Source organism: Rhizobiales bacterium NRL2, from assembly GCA_001664005.1.
In the GTDB taxonomy this organism is placed as follows: domain Bacteria; phylum Pseudomonadota; class Alphaproteobacteria; order Minwuiales; family Minwuiaceae; genus Minwuia.
In genome coordinates this window covers 2,143,563-2,161,652 of record CP016093.1, presented here as the reverse complement: position 1 = coordinate 2,161,652, position 18,090 = coordinate 2,143,563, and the positions used below count along the sequence as shown (strand labels likewise).

The 18,090-nt window shown below is 67.0% G+C and carries 18 protein-coding genes; 7 read left to right on the top strand and 11 right to left on the bottom strand.

What is annotated here, in order from left to right:
* Positions 1–59: 59 nt before the first annotated feature.
* Genes TEF_10045 through TEF_10035 form a run of 3 tightly spaced genes read left to right on the top strand, consistent with a single transcriptional unit; the run spans position 60 to position 4,102 of the window.
* Positions 60–1,307 (top strand): esterase, encoded by a 1,248-nt coding sequence (locus tag TEF_10045; GenBank protein ANK81097.1) that lies wholly within the window; start codon positions 60–62, stop codon positions 1,305–1,307.
* A 13-nt stretch (positions 1,308–1,320) separates the two neighbouring features.
* A complete protein-coding gene (locus tag TEF_10040) occupies positions 1,321–2,550 on the top strand; it encodes a hypothetical protein (GenBank protein ID ANK81096.1) in 1,230 nt (409 codons plus the stop codon).
* Between the two features lie 34 nt (positions 2,551–2,584).
* Positions 2,585–4,102 (top strand): AMP-dependent synthetase, encoded by a 1,518-nt coding sequence (locus tag TEF_10035; GenBank protein ANK81095.1) that lies wholly within the window; start codon positions 2,585–2,587, stop codon positions 4,100–4,102.
* 131 nt (positions 4,103–4,233) lie between these two features.
* On the opposite strand, the gene TEF_10030 is transcribed toward TEF_10035, so the two are convergent.
* A complete protein-coding gene (locus tag TEF_10030) occupies positions 4,234–5,472 on the bottom strand; it encodes an acyl-CoA dehydrogenase (GenBank protein ID ANK81094.1) in 1,239 nt (412 codons plus the stop codon).
* Positions 5,473–5,603: 131 nt separating this feature from the next.
* On the opposite strand from TEF_10030, the gene TEF_10025 reads away from it, so the two are divergent.
* Together TEF_10025 and TEF_10020 are read left to right on the top strand one after the other, a co-directional pair.
* Positions 5,604–6,512, top strand: coding sequence for an ABC transporter permease (locus TEF_10025; protein ANK81093.1), 909 nt, complete (start codon positions 5,604–5,606; stop codon positions 6,510–6,512).
* Positions 6,509–7,192, top strand: coding sequence for a proline hydroxylase (locus TEF_10020; protein ID ANK81092.1), 684 nt, complete (start codon positions 6,509–6,511; stop codon positions 7,190–7,192). The genes TEF_10025 and TEF_10020 overlap by 4 nt, the downstream gene beginning before the upstream one ends.
* 21 nt (positions 7,193–7,213) lie before the next feature.
* Here the strand turns inward: TEF_10020 and TEF_10015 are convergent, their stop codons facing one another.
* The 6 genes from TEF_10015 to TEF_09990 all read right to left on the bottom strand — a co-directional run bounded on the left by TEF_10015 (position 7,214) and on the right by TEF_09990 (position 12,666).
* Positions 7,214–7,438 (bottom strand): hypothetical protein, encoded by a 225-nt coding sequence (locus TEF_10015; GenBank protein ID ANK81091.1) that lies wholly within the window; start codon positions 7,436–7,438, stop codon positions 7,214–7,216.
* Between the two features lie 88 nt (positions 7,439–7,526).
* Positions 7,527–8,165 carry a MarC family transcriptional regulator gene (locus TEF_10010; protein ID ANK81090.1) on the bottom strand — a complete coding sequence of 213 codons (639 nt, stop codon included), beginning with the start codon at positions 8,163–8,165 and terminating at the stop codon, positions 7,527–7,529.
* Positions 8,166–8,347: 182 nt separating this feature from the next.
* On the bottom strand, positions 8,348–10,660 hold the full coding sequence (locus tag TEF_10005; protein ID ANK81089.1) for a carbon monoxide dehydrogenase: 2,313 nt from the start codon (positions 10,658–10,660) through the stop codon (positions 8,348–8,350).
* A gap of 108 nt (positions 10,661–10,768) precedes the next feature.
* Entirely contained in the window at positions 10,769–11,620 is an 852-nt protein-coding gene (locus TEF_10000) for an amidohydrolase (protein ANK81088.1), read from the bottom strand.
* Positions 11,617–11,883, bottom strand: coding sequence for a glutaredoxin 3 (locus tag TEF_09995; protein ANK81087.1), 267 nt, complete (start codon positions 11,881–11,883; stop codon positions 11,617–11,619). Before TEF_09995 ends, TEF_10000 begins: the two co-directional genes overlap by 4 nt.
* Positions 11,884–11,922: 39 nt before the next feature.
* On the bottom strand, positions 11,923–12,666 hold the full coding sequence (locus tag TEF_09990) for an amidophosphoribosyltransferase (GenBank protein ANK81086.1): 744 nt from the start codon (positions 12,664–12,666) through the stop codon (positions 11,923–11,925).
* 48 nt (positions 12,667–12,714) lie between these two features.
* On the opposite strand from TEF_09990, the gene TEF_09985 reads away from it, so the two are divergent.
* Complete coding sequence (locus TEF_09985; GenBank protein ANK81085.1) at positions 12,715–13,614, top strand: SAM-dependent methyltransferase; 900 nt, start codon at positions 12,715–12,717, stop codon at positions 13,612–13,614.
* A 309-nt stretch (positions 13,615–13,923) separates the two neighbouring features.
* Positions 13,924–14,244, top strand: a complete 321-nt coding sequence (locus TEF_09980) for an antitoxin HicB (GenBank protein ID ANK83406.1) — start codon at positions 13,924–13,926, stop codon at positions 14,242–14,244.
* Between the two features lies 1 nt (position 14,245).
* Here TEF_09980 and TEF_09975 read toward each other — a convergent pair whose 3' ends face one another.
* From TEF_09975 to TEF_09960, 4 genes are read right to left on the bottom strand one after another with little or no spacing between them, the layout of a single operon-like run.
* Positions 14,246–14,734 (bottom strand): alanine acetyltransferase, encoded by a 489-nt coding sequence (locus TEF_09975; protein ID ANK81084.1) that lies wholly within the window; start codon positions 14,732–14,734, stop codon positions 14,246–14,248.
* Positions 14,734–15,675, bottom strand: a complete 942-nt coding sequence (locus TEF_09970; GenBank protein ID ANK81083.1) for an acetylglutamate kinase — start codon at positions 15,673–15,675, stop codon at positions 14,734–14,736. Before TEF_09970 ends, TEF_09975 begins: the two co-directional genes overlap by 1 nt.
* A gap of 8 nt (positions 15,676–15,683) precedes the next feature.
* Positions 15,684–16,334, bottom strand: coding sequence for a YihA family ribosome biogenesis GTP-binding protein (locus TEF_09965; GenBank protein ID ANK81082.1), 651 nt, complete (start codon positions 16,332–16,334; stop codon positions 15,684–15,686).
* Complete coding sequence (locus tag TEF_09960; GenBank protein ANK81081.1) at positions 16,324–18,090, bottom strand: membrane protein insertase YidC; 1,767 nt, start codon at positions 18,088–18,090, stop codon at positions 16,324–16,326. Before TEF_09960 ends, TEF_09965 begins: the two co-directional genes overlap by 11 nt.

Here is an 18,090-nt window from a genome sequence, read left to right as displayed (position 1 = left end):
CAATAGCAATTCCTCAGGATTCAGAATCCTGAATCCGGAACGGAAGGAACAGGCTCAAAGTGCTCTATCAGCTCTACGAAATGAACCACGCGGCGATCGCGCCGTTCAGGACGGCTGCCCAGTTCACGCAGGCCGCGCTCCGCAATCCGATGAATCCGGCGGCCTTCACCGTGCAGGGCCGCGCCGCCGCCGCCGCCGCGGACGTCTTCGAGAGCATCACGCGCCGCTACGGCAAACCGGCCTTCGAGATCGACGAGGTCATGGTCAACGGGACGCGGGTCGGCGTGAGCGAGCAGATCGTGATGCGCAAGCCCTTCGGGCAGCTCAAATACTTCAAGAAGGACCGATCCGAGATCCCGGCCAAGCTGGCCGACATGCCCAGGGTGCTGATCGTCGCGCCACTGTCGGGCCATTTCGCCACGCTGCTGCGCGGCACGGTCCGGGCCATGCTGCCGGAGCACGAGGTCTTCATCACCGACTGGCGGGACGCCCGTCAGGTGCCGGTTTCCGAAGGCAAGTTCGACCTCGAGGACTACATCGACTACGTGATGGATTTCCTGCACGTCCTGGGCCCGAACACCCATGTGATGGCGGTCTGTCAGCCGGGGCCTGCGGTGCTCGCTGCGACGGCGCTGATGTCGGAGGACCGCGATCCCTGCACACCGGCGACGCTGACCATCATGGGCAGCCCGATCGATCCGCGGAAGAGCCCGACGGTGCCCAACGAACTGGCGACCTCCCGGCCGCTGGAGTGGTTCAAGAACCATGTCGTCATGTCGGTGCCGATGCCTCATCCGGGCTTCATGCGGTCTGTCTACCCGGGCTTCCTGCAGCTCACGGGCTTCATGACCATGAACCTCGACCGTCACATCGACGCCCACAAGCGGCTGTTCGACGGCCTGATCAAGGGCGACGGCGACACGACTGCGGCACACCGCAAGTTCTACGACGAGTATCTCTCCGTGCTCGACATGACCGCGGAGTTCTACCTGCAGACGATCGAATCGGTGTTCCAGAAGTTCGACCTGCCCAACGGCAACATGACCTGGCGGGGCCGCAAGGTGGATCCCTCGAAGATCACCAAAACGGGCCTGTTCACGGTCGAGGGCGAGAACGACGACATTTCCGGCATCGGCCAGACCCAGGCCGCCCACGACCTCTGCGTCAACATTCCCGAGCGCAAGCAACTCGACTACGTCCAGCCGGATGTCGGCCATTACGGCGTATTCAACGGCAACCGCTTCCGCACCGAGATCCAGCCGCGCGTCCGGGACTTCATCCGCTCGTTCCCGGTCCTCGGGGCCTGAACGGCGCGGACCCTTGGCGGAGCACCTCTTCGCCATAGGCTTCCGCGGCGTCTTCGCCGCCTGGATCGCGCGCCGCGTCGCCCTGATGGGGCTGGGCGGCGTCTGGGCCGCCGACCGCGACATCGTCACCGGTCAAGGTCTGCCGTCGTGCCGGGACCTGCTCTATCCCGACCGCCCGGCGGCGAAGGGCGAACGCTCCGACGCAGAAATCCTGGACGACATCCGCCGCTTGGCGCCACATCTCGTGCGGCCCGTGCGGCTGGTGACGCTGGGGGCGGTCAGGAAGCGGTTCTTTGGCCTCTACTATGGCCATGAGGCCGGCAAGTTCGGCGAGACCATCGATCTTCAGGCGCATCAGGCCGGCCGTCCGCTCATCGACGAAGTGCGCCAGGCCATTCCGCGAGTGAAGATGGAGCGCGTCCATTTCGTCGACGCTCCGCGTCTGACCGTGGCGCTCGCCCGCGACTTCACCAGCCGTGGCGGTGTTCTGGCTCGGGAAGGCGCGATCAGCGCCAGCTACAATCTGACCGACGATCAGCAGGACAAGGGCGGAACCTTCGACCCACGGGTAAGGATGATCGTCCGCCGCCGCTACCGCGAGGATTTCGCCTACAGCCTCTCCTGTAAGGACAATGTGCCCATGCTCGTCCTGCCGCTCGACCAGGAGACACTGCTGCTGGAGCGCGAGGTGGGCGAATCGTCGGTCCAGGCGGCCTTCGGACAACTGGGAGGCACGTTCGAGATACATTTCGGCCTCGAGCTGACGCAGGACGACGTGATCTGCGCAAACGTCATCGACGATCCGGCCGAACTCTCCTGCATACAGCACCTGCGCCAGGACGACAGTCTTCTCGCGCGGCTGGGCGACGTCTTCGCCGAGCACGGGGTCGGATCGTCGCCCCGCACGGCCGGGCTGATCGACGGCACGATCGAGGAGAACTACGGCGTCTTCGCCAACAAAGTCGCGGCGAACTACAGCCATATCGACGCCGCCTTCATCCGCGGACTGGTCGCCCGCCACGGCCCGCTGACGCCCGACGTTCTGGGCGGGACTCACCGCGAATCGGACCTGGGCGAGGATTTCGGCGGCGGCCTGCGCGCCCGCGAGGCGAAGTGGATGCTGGAGGAGGAATTCGCCCGCACTGCGGAGGACATCGCCTGGCGGCGCGGCCGCTTCGCGCTGCACGGGGCGGATGTCGACAGGCTGCAGCGGTGGATGGACCGGGGCGCGCCTCTGGGCTAGGTGTTGCATGCAACACCGAGGGAGGCCGCCCGACATGACCGACACCGTCCGCGCCCTGCTGGAGACCGGCAACGCCGCCGCCCCCGCCATCGGCGGCGAGAACCGGCCCGACATGACCCACGAGGCTCTCGGCGCCTTCGCCGACGAGGTCGTGGCCACCCTGAACGGGTTCGGCATCGGCCGCGGCGACCGGGTGGCGATCGTGCTGCCGAACGGGCCGGAGATGGCGACGGCGTTCCTCACGATCGCCTGCGGCGCGACCACAGCGCCGCTCAACCCAGCCTACCGGGCGGACGAGTACGACTTCTACCTCTCCGACCTGAACGCGAAAGCGCTGGTCGTGCCCGACGACTATGACGGCGATGCGCTGGGCGTGGCGGAGAAGCGGAACATCCCGGTCCTGCGCCTGTCGCCGCGGCGCAACGAAGCGGCCGGGCTGTTCCACCTGGCCGGCGGGATCGAAGGCACGCCCGCGAATCCCGGGCCGGCGGGACCGGACGACGTGGCGCTCGTGCTGCACACGTCGGGCACCACCTCCCGGCCCAAGATCGTGCCGCTCAGCCAGCGCAACGTCGTCGCCAGCGCCCGCCACATCGCCAACGCCATCGCGCTGAAGGCCGAGGACCGCTGCCTCAACATCATGCCGCTGTTCCACATCCACGGCCTGATCGCGGCGGTGCTGTCCTCGGTCGCCGCGGGCGGCAGCGTCTGGTGCAGCCCAGGCTTCAACGCGCTCCGCTTCTTCAACTGGGTCGAGACGGCGAAGCCCAGCTGGTACACCGCCGTGCCGACCATGCACCAGGCGATCCTGGGCCGCGCCGGCCGCAATGCGGAGGTCATCGAGGCGCACCCCTTCCGGCTGATCCGCTCGTCGTCCTCCTCCCTGCCGCCGCAGGTGATGGCGGAGCTGGAAGCGACCTTCGGCTGCCCCGTCATCGAAAGCTACGGCATGACCGAGGCGGCCCACCAGATGGCCTCCAACCCGCTGCCGCCCGCCGCGCGCAAGCCGGGCACCGTGGGCGTCGCCGCCGGGCCGGAGGTCGGCATCATGGACCCGGACGGCAATCTGCTGGGGCACGGCGCGACCGGCGAGGTGGTGATCAAGGGACCGAACGTCACTGCCGGCTACGAAAACAACCCCAAGGCCAATGCCGAGAACTTCACCAATGGCTGGTTCCGCACCGGCGACCAGGGCGTGCTCGACACGGAAGGCTATCTGACCATCACCGGCCGGCTGAAGGAGATCATCAACCGCGGCGGCGAGAAGATCTCGCCGCGCGAGGTCGACGAGGTGCTGATGGACCACCCGGCGGTGGCCCAGGCCGTCACCTTCGCCATGCCGCACGCGAAGCTGGGCGAGGAGGTTGCAGCCGCCGTCGTCCTCCGCGAGGGCCAGGAGGCGGACGAACGCGCCATCCGCGACTTCGCCGCGAAGCGTCTGGCGGACTTCAAGGTACCGCGCAAGGTGCTGATCCTGGAGGAAATCCCGAAGGGCGCCACCGGCAAGCTGCAACGCATCGGGCTGGCGGAAAAGCTCGGGCTAGCGGGGTAGCGGTACTCGAGCTCCTGTCATGCCCGCTCCCGAAGGGACGCGGGCATCGGGGCCAAGGGACGCCCGAGTTTTGCCTCACCCGATCCCCGCGTCTCGCTACGCTCGAACGGGGATGACACCTGGAGCCGAATCTACTCCCTGAACTTCTTGAACAGGTCCGAGGCGACCTTGCGGATCTGGATCTCCTCGGTGCCTTCGGTGATGCGGTAGCGGCGATGGTGGCGGTAGATATGCTCGAAGGGCTTGTAGCGTGTATAGCCCATGCCGCCATGCACCTGCATCGCCCGGTCGGCGGCCTCGCAGACGAAGCGGTTGGCGCGGTAGTTGGCCATGGCCACCCAGTGGGTCACCGCCATGTGGTCCTGCTGGTCCAGATGCCAGGCCGACTTGTAGACCAGCCCGCGCAGCATCTCCGCCTCGGTGTTGAGTTCGGCCAGCGGCCACTGGATGGCCTGGTTGCGCGACAGCGGCTGGCCCCAGGTGACGCGCTTGTTGGCCCATTTCACCGCCTCGTCGACGCAGTACTGCCCGGCGCCGAGGCTGGAGGCGGCCTGGCGGATACGGTTCTCGTGGAAGAATGCCTGCATGCACTCCAGGCCGCGCCCCTCCTCGTGCAGGATCGCGCTGTCGGGCACGCGCACGTCGCGGAAGTGCACCTCCGCGTGGTCGGAGGGCATGTTGAAGGTCCAGTGCATGTAGGCGACGTCGACGCCCGGCGTCTCGCAGGGGACGATGAAGGCGGTGATGCCCATGGGCTCGCCGGGCTGGCCGGAGGTCCGGGCGAAGACGACGTCGTGCGACGCGTTCGACATGCCGGAGTTCCAGCGCTTGGTCCCGTTGATCACCCAGTCGCCGCCGTCGCGCTTCGCTTCCGTCTCCATGAAGGTCGCGTCGGAGCCGTGATTGGGCTCGGTGACGCCGAAGGCGACGCGCTTGCGGCCCGTGATCATGTCCTCGATGAACTCTTCCCTTTGTTCGGGCGTGCCGACGGCCCGGAAGATGTGGACCACGGGGAAGTTGCCGACGATCGAGCTTTCGTTCTGCAGATCGTTGTGCAGCCCCAGCCCCTTGTGAGCCAGGTGCTCGCGGATGATCGCCATGCCGAGATTGGAGCCGCCGGAGCCGCCGACGTCCTTCGGCAGGGCCCAGCGCAGATGGCCGGCCCTGTCGGCGCGGCGCTTCATCTCCGCCAGCAGCTCTTCCCACTCCTCCTTCGGCCGGCCGCCGTTTTCCCAGTCCGTCCGCTCGTATTCGCGGCGGTGGTCGAAGAACCGGATGTTCTCCTCCTCCAGCGGCTTGATCTCCTTCTCGATGAAGTCGTCCAGCACCGCCAGATAGTCGCGGATGTCGTCGGGTATGTTGAAATCCATGGTCGCGTCCTCCCCGTCGCGCAGTCTAGGCCAACCAACGGCCCCGGCAACCGGCGCAAATTCCGGGAGGCGAAGTTCCGATGCCCGCGCTATGTCAGGGGCCGCAACGGCACGAAGAACGCGGGGACGCAATGGCGGTGAGATCGATGGGCGCGACGGAATGGGGACTGCTCGCCGGGCTGTCGCTCATCTGGGGCTCGACATTCTTCTTCGTCGAGATCGCCCTGAGAGAGGTCGGCCCCCTGACACTGGTGCTGGGGCGCGTCGCCATGGGCGCGGCGGTGCTGTGGCTCGTGGTGCTGGCGATTGGCGCCAGGCGGCCGCAGGGCTGGCACGACTGGCGCGATCTGGCGCTCATGGGCCTGCTGAACAACGCCATCCCCTTCTGCCTGATCTTCTGGGGCCAGCAGCACATCACCTCGGGTCTGGCCTCGATCCTGAACGCGACCACGCCGATCTTCGCCATCCTGGTCGCGCATCTGCTTCTGGCCGACGAACGGGCGACGCCGGGAAAGGCCGCGGGCGTCATCTTCGGCCTCGCCGGCGTGGCCCTGCTGATCGGGCCGGAGGCGCTGACGGGGCTGAGCGACGGCCTTCTGGGGCAACTCGCGGTCGTGGGCGCCGCCGTCTCCTACGCGTTCGCGGGCGCGTTCGGGCGGCGGCTGAGCCGTTTCGCGCCGCCGGTCGCCGCGGCCGGCATGCTCACCATGTCGACGGCGATCATGTTGCCCGTGGCGCTTCTCGCCGAGGGCGCGCCAGCGGCCCTGCCCTCCCTCGCGCCGCTCGCCGCCTGGGTGGCGCTGGGCGTCGCCGGCACCGGCATCGCCTATATCCTCTATTTCCGCATCCTGGCGACGGCGGGCGCGACGAATCTGCTTTTGACGACCTTCCTGATCCCGCCCAGCGCCATCTTCCTGGGCGTGGTCTTCCTGGACGAAAGCCTGGCGCCCACCGCTCTCGGCGGGCTGGCCCTGATCTTCGCCGGCCTGGCCTGCGTCGACGGCCGGCTGCTGCGCTTCGCCCGGAGGCGGACGGCATGAGCCGGGACTGGGAAGCGATCCGCAGGCAGATCGACGATCGCGGCTTCGCCGTCGCCCCGGAAATGCTGGACCCCCGGACCTGCGCGGCGATCGCTGGCGGCTATGCCGACGACGGGCTCTATCGCAGCCGCGTGGTCATGCGCCGCCATTCCTTCGGCGAGGGCGAGTACAAGTACTTCCGCTATCCCCTGCCCGTCCCTGTCCAGCGTCTCAGGGAAAGCGTCTATCCCGAACTCGCCCCGCTGGCCAATCTCTGGGCCGAACGGCTCGGCTGGGAATCCCGCTTCCCGGCAGCGCATGCGGACTACGTCGAACAGTGCCACGCGGCGGGACAGACGCGGCCGACACCGCTGGTGCTGAGTTACGGCCCCGGCGATTACAACCGCCTGCACCAGGATCTCTATGGCGAGATGCATTTTCCCGTTCAGATGGCGGTGCTGCTCACCGATCCGGCCGAATTCGAGGGCGGCGAGTTCGTGCTGACGGAAACCCAGGCGCGCAAGCAGAACCGGGCGGAGGTGATCTCGCTCAGGCAGGGCGACGCCGTGCTGTTCGCGGTCAACCAGCGGCCCGTGCCCTCGAAGAACGGCTATTCCCGGGTCACCATGCGCCATGGCGTCTCGACGCTGCGCTCGGGCCACCGCCGCACGCTGGGCGTGATCTTCCACGACGCCCGCTGACGGGGGGGCGGCGTCTTCCGGTCAGCTCCGTCTGTCCCGTCCGCCGGGCACGCTGTCGGCGGCGAGCGACTGATCCAGCCTGTTGAAATGCTCGATGATCTGGCGGAACTGATGCTCCGGCGAGCGCATTTCGCGCTGCAGCCGCCGCTCCCGCGCCGCCCGCCGCCGCATGACCGCGACCCCGCAGAGCAGGCCGCCCCCGGCCAGCGCGGCGATGACGAGAATGGCGTCGATGCCCAGCTCCATGACCTCCGCACTCCAGGTTCGGCCGACTGAACTCGGATCATAGCCCGATCGGACGCGCCGCCGCTGTGGCGCGCGTCACGGGCTGCAGCTACATCGGCGCAACGCCGAAGGTGTTGGCGACAGCGTCGAACACGAGCTGGACCGCCAGCGCCGCCAGGATGACGCCCAGGATGCGGCCGATGGTCTGGGCGACCGTATCGCCCAGCAACCGCAGGACAGGCCCGACCGCGAGAAAGATCGCCAGGCAGATCAGCAGCACCGCCGAAGCCGCGCCCAGCACCGCGATCTGGTCGGCGAAGGCGTCCCCTGCTTCCTTCATGTAGAGCATGATCGTCGCGATGGCGCCGGGCCCAGCCATCATCGGAATGGCCATGGGAAAGACGGAGATATCCTCTTCGACGCTCCCGCGGTGTTCCACCATGTCGTGCGTGCGCTTCTCGCGCCGCTCACTGCGCTTCTCGAACACCATTTCCAGCGCGATCAGGAACAGCAGGATGCCGCCGGCGGCGCGGAAGGCTTCCAGTGTGATCCCCATGGCCCCCAGCAGGAACGCACCGCCATAGGCGAAGCCGAACAGGATGCAGGCGGCGACGACGGTCGCCTTGACCGCCATGATCGTCTTGTGGCGGCGCGAGGCGCCTTCGGTCAGCGTCGCGAAGATGGGCGCAATGCCGATCGGATCGACCACGACGAAGAACGTGACCAGCGCTGGCACGAAGGCCTCCATGGCCTAGCCGCCAGCCGATTCGAACCAGGCGCATCGGCGCAACGCGCCGTGTGCGACGAGAAAGAGCACCACGCCCAGAAAGAACATCATGCCCAGCCGGCGGCGGCCGAGTGGATCGGGCCGGGGCTTCTCATCGTCGCCGGCCGGTTCCGGATCCGCCCCCTCCGCCAAGGCCGCCCCCTCTATTTCGCGGCCTGGATGGCGCGCCAGACCGCCTGCGGCGTCGCCGGCATGTCGATCTGGGTCACGCCGAGATCCGACAGCGCGTCGATGATGGCATTGATCAGCGCCGGCGGGCCGGCAAGGCAACCCGCTTCGCCGCAGCCCTTGGTGCCAAGCATGTTCGACTTACAGGGCACTTCCTCGCGGTGGAAGTCGAAGTTGGGCAGGTCGTAGGCGCGGGGCATGGCGTAGTCCATGAAGGACCCCGCCAGCAACTGCCCGTCCTCGTCGAAATAGCCGTGTTCCAGCATCGCCTGGCCGACGCCCTGGGCAATGCCGCCATGGACCTGACTTTCGACGAACAACGGGTTCACGACGTTGCCGAAATCGTCGACCACGGTCCAGCGGTCGATGCGGGTGACGCCGGTGTCCGGATCGACCTCGACTTCGCAGACATGGCAGCCATTGGGATAGGTCACCGGATTGAATTTCGCGGTCTCTCGCGTATCGAGCGCCTCGATCTCGCCGGCCAGCGCCATCTTCCTGGCTTCATCGGCCAGGGTGAGGATGTCGATGCGGCGGTCCGTGCCGGCGACCGAGAAGCTGCCGTCGCCGAACTCGATATCGACGGCGCTGGTCTCGAAATGCCGGGCCGCGGCCGCCTTGCCCTTCTCGATCACCGCGTCGGACATGGCGTGGATCGCCGTGCCCGTGGAGACCAGCGAGCGGGAGCCGCCCGTGCCGCCGCCCGTGGGGATGGCGTCGGTGTCGCCCATGACGATCTTCACCTTCTCCGCGTCGATGCCCAGGCGGTCGCAGATGAGCTGGGTGAAGGCCGTCTCGTGGCCCTGGCCGTTCGACTGGGTGCCCACGAAGACGGATACCGTGCCATCCTCATCGAAGCGGATGGCCGCCGATTCCTCGGGCATGCCGGCGGTGGCCTCGATGTAGTAGCAGAGGCCGCGGCCGCGCTTCAGGCCGGCCTTCGCGCTCTCCGCCTTGCGGGCGGCAAAGCCCTGCCAGTCGGCCTCCTCCAGCGCGCGTTCCATCAGCCGCCCGAACTCGCCCGAATCATAGGTCTCGCCGGTCGAGGTCTTGTAGGGCATCTGTTCCGGCCGGATGAAATTGCGCCGGCGCACCTCGTCCTGATCCAGGCCGGTCTCCATGGCGACCCGGTTGACCAGCCGCTCGATCAGGTAGATCGCCTCCGGCCGGCCCGCGCCGCGATAGGCGTCGACAGGCGTGGTATTGGTCATGACGCCGTGGACGTCGAAGTACATCACCGGGATGTCGTAGACGCCGGCCAGCACCTTGGCGTGCGCCGCCGTCGGGATCAGGCACGACATGGTGGAAAGATAGGCGCCCAGATTGGCGGTGGTATGCACCCTGAGCCCCAGGAATTTCGCATTCTCGTCGATCGCCATCTCGGCCCAGGACCAGTGGTCACGGCCCTGGGTGTCGGTCAGGAACGCTTCCTGCCGGTCGGAGATCCAGCGCACAGGCTTCTTCAGCTTGCGCGCGGCATAGGCCGACAGGATGTGTTCGGGATAGAAGAACAGCTTCATGCCGAAACCGCCGCCCACGTCCGGCGTGACCACGCGGACCTGGCTGTCTTCGAGCCCCAGGCAGCCGGCGAGCTGGCGCTTGATGCCCCAGCCGCCCTGGGTCGAGGTGTAGAGCGTGATCTTGTCGGCCTCGGCGTCGTAGTCGGCGATCGAGGTGCGCGCCTCCATGGAATTGGCGACGACGCGCTGATTGATCAGTTCGATCCGGACCACTTTCGCGGCCTTGTCGAATGCGGACTTCGTGCCGGCCTCGTCGCCGTTCTCGAAGTCGAAGACCAGATTGCCCGGCGCGCTGTCATGCAGCAGCGGCGCGTCCGGTTCCTTCGCCTTGCGCGCGTCGGCGACGGCGTCCAGCGGCTCGTAGTCGACCATCACCGCTTCGGCCGCCTCACGCGCCTGCGCCAGGCTCTCCGCCACGACGAAGGCGACGCCGTCGCCCACATGGCGGACCTTGTCGTGCGCCAGGGCGAAGTGCGGCGGTTCGGCGCGCTTGGAGCCGTCCTTGTTCTTGACCGGCCAGAGGCTCGGAAGACCGCCGACACCGGCGTCCTGCAGTTCCTGCCCGGTGACGATGTCGACCACGCCGGGCAGTGTCTTCGCATCGTCGGCGTCGACCGACAGGATCTTCGCATGGGCGTAGGGCGAACGGACCACGACGGCGAAAAGCTGGCCCTCGAGCCGGATGTCGTCGGCATATTCGCCGGTTCCCGTGATGAAGCGGATATCCTCGACGCGGCGGACCGCCTGCGCGACACCGAACTTGGTCATTCTCGAACGCCCTCCCCGACGGCTTCTGCGGCAACAGCAAAACGGCCCCGTTTTTGGGCGGGACCGGCAAATCCGGATGTTACGGTCCGTGGGCCGTTTGGCAAGCCGCTACTCCGCCGCCTGCGTCGCGGCCGCCCGGCCAAGATCATAGGGCCTGTCATTGGAAAGCGACGGCACCGCCCGGCGCGCCTTCTCGATCTTCTCCATGTCGAGATCGGCCGCGACCCAGCCGGGTTCTTCTCCGCCGTCCGCCAGCACCTCGCCCCAGGGCGCCACGATCAGCGAGTGGCCATAGGTCTGCCGCCCGCCGTCATGCTCGCCCGTCTGCGCCGCCGCGATCACGAAACAGCCGTTCTCGATCGCCCGGGCGCGCAGCAGCACGTGCCAGTGCGCCTTGCCTGTCTCCGCGGTGAAGGCCGAGGGCATGGTGAGGATATCGGCGCCGGCCTTGGCCAGATCGCGGTATAGGTGCGGAAAGCGCATGTCGTAGCAGATCGTCATGCCGAGACGGCCGAATGGCAGATCGACCACGTTGACCGATGTGCCCGGCCTGTAGGCCTTCGATTCCTTGAACGACTCGCCGGACGGCAGATCCACGTCGAACATGTGAATCTTTTCGTAGCGGTTGGCGATGGCGCCGTCGGGCGCAATCAGGAAGGACCGGTTGACCAGCCGATCGTCGCCCGCCGTCTTCAGCGCCAGCGAACCGATGTTGAGCCAGATGCCCAGCTTTGCGGCGAGGTCGCGATAGGCGGCGAGCGAGGGATCGTCCTCCTCCAGACACGCTGCCTCCATGGTGTCGCGTCGGCGGCGGAAGATGAAGTTCGTCACCTCGGGCGTCTGGACGAAGATCGCGCCGTCCTTCGCCGCATCCTCGATCCGTGGCCGGTTGGCGGCCAGATTGGCTTCCCAGTCCGTACCCGTGTTCGGCTGAATGCAGGCGGCCCTGACCGAAGTCATGGCGCCGGCGCTTCCTTCAGCAACGGATCAAGACTGCCCGCCGCCTCCATCGCGGCAAGGTCGTCATAGCCGCCGACATGGGTATCGCCGACGAAGACCTGCGGCACTGTCCGCCGGCCCGAGCGCTTGATCATCTCGTCGCGCTTGCCCGGCGTGAACATGATGTCGATCTCCTCGTAGGCGACACCCTTGTCGTCGAACAGCTTCTTCGCGCGGTAGCAGTAGGGGCAGAGCCCCGTCGTATACATCACGACCCTGGACATGGTCTTCGCCGTTCCCGTCCTTGTTGAGACCTGTTTAACCTAGTGCGTCTGTCCGGCCCGGACAACGCGCGCCACCGTCAGCACGTCGACCGACGCCGCCCCGGCGCGCCTGAGCACGCGGGCGCAGGCTTCCACCGTCGCCCCGGTGGTATAGACGTCGTCGACCAGCACCAGCCGGGCGTCGCGGATGCGTGCGGCCGCACCGTCGGTCACCCGGAAGGCGCCACGCACGTTCCGCCGCCGGGCGGTGGCGCTGAGTCCGCCCTGGCTGCGCGTGGGACGCCGGCGCTCCAGCAGATCGGGCAGGAACCCGATGCCTGCACGGTTCGCCAGTTCCCGGGAGAGCAACGCCGCCTGGTTATAGCGTCGCCGCCAGAGCCGCCGGCGGTGCAGCGGCACGGGCACGACGCCATCCGCGTCCGCCAGCAGGGGCCTTCCGGCCCGCCAGAGCAGCGTCGCCAGCCCTGCGGCCATGTCGGTGCGGTCACCATGCTTGAAGCCGAGCACCGTCTGGCGGAGGGGCTCGTCATAGCGCACGGCCGACCGGGCCCGGTCGAAGATCGGTGGCTGCGCCGCGCAGAGCGCGCAGATGCGGCCGGGCTCGGTCTCGAAATCGAAGGGCAGGCCGCAGCAGGCGCACATCGGCTCGGTGATGAAGTCGCTCTCGCCGAAGCAGCGGGCGCAGAGCCTGGCCGGATCGGCGACCTCCGCCCCGCAGGCGAAGCACTGCGGCGGCAGCAGGACGTCGAGCGCGAGGCGCGCGGCTGGTCGGAGGAGTTTCATCGCCCGCCGAGTATGGCAAGGACCGCCGGAACCTGCCATATCCGCCGCATGGCTTCCGAGATCGAGATCTTCGAGCGGCGACTGCATGCCCGGAACCGCGCACGCGCGGCGGCCGGGTTCGCGGATCACGACTTCCTGTTCCGCGATGTCGCCGAACGCATGGCCGACCGGCTCGGCGACGTGCAGCGCAGTTTCCGGCGGGCGCTGGTCGTCGGCGGCCGCGCCCGCTTGCCGGAAGGACTGGTGGGACCGGACAGGAAAATCGCCGAAGCCGTGACCATGGACCTCGCCGCGGCCTTCGCCCGGCCGCGGCCAGCGGTCGCCGCCGACGAGGAATGGCTGCCTTTCGCGCCCGGAAGCTTCGACCTGATCCTCAGCCCGCTCTCGCTGCATTGGACCAACGATCTGCCCGGCGCGCTGATCCAGCTCCGAGGCGCGCTGAAGCCCGACGGGCTGTTGCTCGCGGCGCTGTTCGGCGGCGGCACGCTGCACGAGCTGCGCCATGCGCTGATGGAAGCGGAATCGGAAATCGAGGGTGGCGTCAGCCCCCGCGTCTCCCCCTTCGCCGACATTCGTGATTCGGGCGGCCTGCTGCAGCGCGCCGGCCTGGCGCTGCCGGTGGCGGACATGGACACCATCACCGTGACCTACGGCCATCCGCTGAAGCTGCTCGCCGACCTGCGCGGAATGGGTGAGCAGAACGTTGTTCGCGAACGACGCCGCAAACCGCTGCGCCGGGCGACCCTCCTCCGGGCGATGGAGATCTACGCCGACCGTTTCGGGCTGGCGGACGGCCGGGTGCCGGCGACCTTCGAGATCATCTGGCTGACCGGCTGGGCGCCGCACGAGAGCCAGCAGAAGCCGCTTCGGCCCGGCTCCGCAGCGCAGCGTCTGGCCGACGCCCTGGACGCCACGGAGAAGCCGGCCGGCGACAAGGCGAAGCCGTAGTCTTGTGATATCATTTTTTGATACCAAATTCCTACAAGAGTGATAAATTGCAGGAATGAACGGTGCGAACCGCAAGACGCTGGCAGCCATTTTCGAGGAACCGGCGAAACCCGATATCCGCTGGTCATCGGTGGAAGCTCTGGTCCGGGCTTGCGGAGGTGAAGTGACCGAAGGACGGGGTTCGAGGGTGCGGTTCCATCTGAACGGCATACGGGCGGTGTTCCATCGCCCCCATCCCCAGCCCACGACAAGGCGCGGCGCCATCCGTTCACTCAGGCGCTTTTTCAGCGAGGCGGGTATCGAACCATGATGAAGTACAAGGGATATGAGGCGAAGGTCGAGTTCGACGACGTCGACGACGTGTTCCATGGTGAAGTGCTGGGACTGCGTGATGTGATCGCTTTCGAAGGCACGACCGTCAACGAATTGCACGAAGCCTTCCGCGGCAGCGTCGACGACTATCTCCAGTTCTGCGAACAGCGCGGCGAATCTCCGGAGAAGCCTGTTTCCGGACGTTTCGTGGTTCGCGTCGACCCGGCGCTTCACAGGAAACTGGCCAATCAGGCGGCCGCGCGCGGCCTGAGCCTCAACAAACTGATAACCGATCTCCTCTCACGCAATACGGCGTGAGCTAATCCTCCAGCCCCAACCGCTTGTGCCAGTCCTCGAGGGACTCTTCCGGATAGTGGCCATGGACGTGGTCGTGCTCGCCGGGGCGGAACAGCACCCAGTCGGGCTTGAAGTCCATCATCAGATGCGTGCGCTCGGGCGGCACGGGCAGATCGGTGTCGATCACGCCCGCCAGCGGATGCACCAGATTCGGCCAGCGGCTGTCCCAGAGCCAGAGATGGGTGCCGCACTCGCCGCAGAAGCTGCGCTCGGCGTTGGAGGCCGTGACCTCGCCGGTCCGCTCGTCTTCCATGCGGGCGCGATAGACGCGGATGTTCTCACGCCCCTCGATCTCCATGCTCGCGTAGTCGGCGCCCAGATTGACGGCATAGCCGCCGCCCCCGCTGGTCTTCCGGCAGATGCTGCAATAGCAGAGATTGAAGGGATAGGGATGGCGGGACTCCACGCGGAAGCGGACCGCCTTGCAGTGACAGGAGCCTTCGAGCAGCATCAGCCGCCTTCCCCGTCCGCCGGATCGTCGCGGCTGATCATCGTGCCGACGCCGTGCTCGGTGAAGGTCTCCAGCAGGATCACGTTCTCGACCCGCCCGTCCAGGATGGTGGCAGCGCCGACGCCGTTGCGTACCGCGTCGAGGCAGGTCTCGATCTTCGGGATCATGCCACCGGTGATCACCCCCTCGCCACGCAGGACCAGCACGTCCCGGGGCGTCAGGACCGGCAGAAGCTGACCGTCCTTGTCCAGCACGCCGGCCACGTCGGTGAGCATGATCAGCTTGGCCGCGCCGAGCGCCGAGGCGATGGCGCCGGCCGCCGAATCGGCATTGATGTTGAAGGTCTCGCCATTCTTGCCGACGCCGATCGGCGCGATCACCGGGATCACCGCGTCCAGATCAATGGCGTTGAAGATGTCGGGATTGATGTGGCGCGGTTCGCCGACGAAGCCGAGGTCGAGGATGCGCTCGATGTTGGAATCGGGATCGGCCTTGGACCGGGTCAGCTTGCGCGCCTGGATCAGCGCGCCGTCCTTGCCGGAGAGGCCGATCGCCATGCCGCCGGCCAGCTGGATGGCGGAGACGATCTGCTTGTTGATGGAGCCCGACAGGACCATCTCGACGATGTCGACGGTTTCCCGGTCGGTGACCCTCAGGCCATCGACGAACTGGCTGTGGATCTTCAGCCGCTCCAGCATGCGGCCGATCTGCGGCCCGCCGCCGTGCACGATCACCGGATGGATGCCCACCTGCTTCAGCAGCACGATGTTCTCGGCGAAGGCCTTTGCCAGGGTGTCGTCGCCCATCGCGTGGCCGCCATACTTGATGACGAAGACCTCGCCGGCGAACCGGCGCAGATAGGGCAGCGCTTCCTGCAGGGTGGCGGCCTTCCTGAGCAGTTCCTCGTTCAACGTTCCTGTCCTCCCCGCCCGATTCGTCATTGCTGGGTTTATAGCCCCGTGCCGCCCGCACTTGCCAGCATGGCGAGTTCGGCCCGAAGCTCGGCGATGCCATCGCCCTTCTCGGCGCTGGTGGCAAGCTGCCGGGGAAAGGCGGCGACGCGGCGTTTCAGCCGCGCCTCCGTATCCGCCGATACCTTCGCGAGCGCACCGGATTTCAGCTTGTCGGTCTTCGTCAGCACCACCTGGTAGACCACGGCCGCCTTGTCGAGCATGTCCATGAATTCCTCGTCCGGCTTCTTGATGCCGTGACGCGAATCGATCAGCAGGCAGACCCGCAACAGGTTCGGCCGTCCCCTCAGATAGGCGCGGATCAGCCGTGTCCAGGCCTCCACCGCCCCCTTCGGCGCCTTGGCGAAGCCATAGCCCGGCAGGTCGACAAGCATCAGCCGGCCGTCCAGGTCGAAGAAGTTGAGCTGCTGCGTCCGGCCCGGCGTGTTGGAGGTCTTGGCCAGCGCCTTGCGGCCCGTCAGCGCGTTGACAAGGCTGGACTTTCCCACGTTTGAGCGGCCGATGAAGGCCACTTCGGGCAGGTCCGCCGGCGGCAGCTGCTCCAGCCACGCCACGCTGATGACGAAGCGGCATTCGGCGGCGAAGAGCAGCCGGCCCGCCTCCGGGTCGGGCGTCTCGTCATTCACCAGGTTTCGCGGCCGCGGCGCGGCGGTTGTTGACCCGGCGCATGATGAACCACTGCTGGGCGATCGACAGGCAGTTGTTCACCGTCCAGTAGATCACCAGACCCGCCGGGAAACTGGCGAGGAAGAAGGTGAAGATGATCGGCAGCATCATCATGATACGCGCCTGCATCGGGTCCGGCGGCTGCGGGTTGATCTTCTGCTGGGCGTACATGGAAATGCCCATCAGCAGCGGCCAGATGCCGAGATGCAGGAAGTCCGGCGCACCCCAGGAGATGAGCCCGAACAGCTCGAAGGCGTTCGTCGGGTCGCGCGCCGACAGGTCCTCGATCCAGCCGTAGAACGGCGCGTGACGCATCTCGATGGTCACGAACAACACCTTGTAGAGGGCGAAGAAGACCGGGATCTGGAGCAGGATCGGCAGACAGCCGGAGACGGGATTGACCTTTTCCTTCTTGTAGAGGGCCATCATCTCCTGCTGCATGCGCACCTTGTCGTCGCCAAGGCGTTCGCGCAGCTTCACCATTTCCGGCTGCAGCGCCTTCATCTTGCTCATGGAGACGTAGGACTTCCACGCCAGCGGCAGGAACAGGAACTTGATGCAGAAGGTCAGCGCGATGATCGCGAGGCCGAAGTTGCCCAGCAGATTGTAGAAGAAATCGATAGCATAGAAGATCGGCTTGGTCAGGAAGTAGAACCAGCCCCAGTCGATCGTGCGGTCGAAGAGCTGGATGGTGTAGCGCTCTTCATAGGCGTCGATGACGTCCACTTCCTTGGCGCCGGCGAACAGGCGGTCGGTCATCGTGGCCCTGCCGCCCGGCGCTATCGTCACGGGCGCAGCGAGATAGTCCGCCTGGTACTTGTCGACGCCCTGGTCGACACGGTGGCGGAAGGCACCTTCAAAGGCGGCCTTCTGGTCCGGAACCAGCGCCGTCAGCCAGTACTTGTCGGTGATGCCGAGCCAGCCGCCGGTCGAATTGCGCTTGATGACGCCGGAGGGCTCGTCCTGCAGGTCCTCGTAGTCGAGTTCGGTGAGTTCCTCGCCGAAGACGCCGAGGGGACCCTCATGGAGGATATAGAAATCCTCCGTCTCCGGCGTGCCGTGCCGGCTGATCAGTCCATACGGATAGAGGGTGACCGCCTGATCGCCGGTATTGCGCACGGTCTGGCTGACCGTGAACAGGTAGTTCTCGTCGACCTCGATGCGCCGCTCGAACATCAGGCCGGCGTCATTGCTCCAGCTCAGGGTGACCGGGCTGCCCGGGGTCAGCAAGTCTCCATCAGCCTGCCAGACCGTGTCCTGGTCCGGCAGCGCCACGTCGCCGCCGGCGGCGGCGACCCAGCCAAACTCGACGTAGTAGGGCCTGGGCGCGTTGCGCGGGTTCAGCAGTTCAATCTCGGGCGAGGTCGGGTCGACCGTCTTGTGATAGTTCTTCAGTCTGAGATCGTCGATGCGCGCGCCCCGGACGCGGATCGAGCCGTCCACCCTCGGCGTGTCGATACGGACCCGCGCGGCGTCGGCCAGTGCGGCGGCGCGGCTCTGCTGCGGCGCGACCCGCGGCAGGTCGCTCCCGCCCGGCGCAGGCGCGCCCTGCGGCGTCTGGGCGCCGGGCTGCGGCGTCATGGAATCGCTGGCCGTCTGCTGCTGCCCGGTGTCGCCGCCGTCCGGGCGCGGCACATCGGAGGAGAAGAAGTACTGCGAGCCCAGCAGGATGAGCATCGAGATGACGATGGCGAGGATGAGATTGCGTTGTTCGGACAT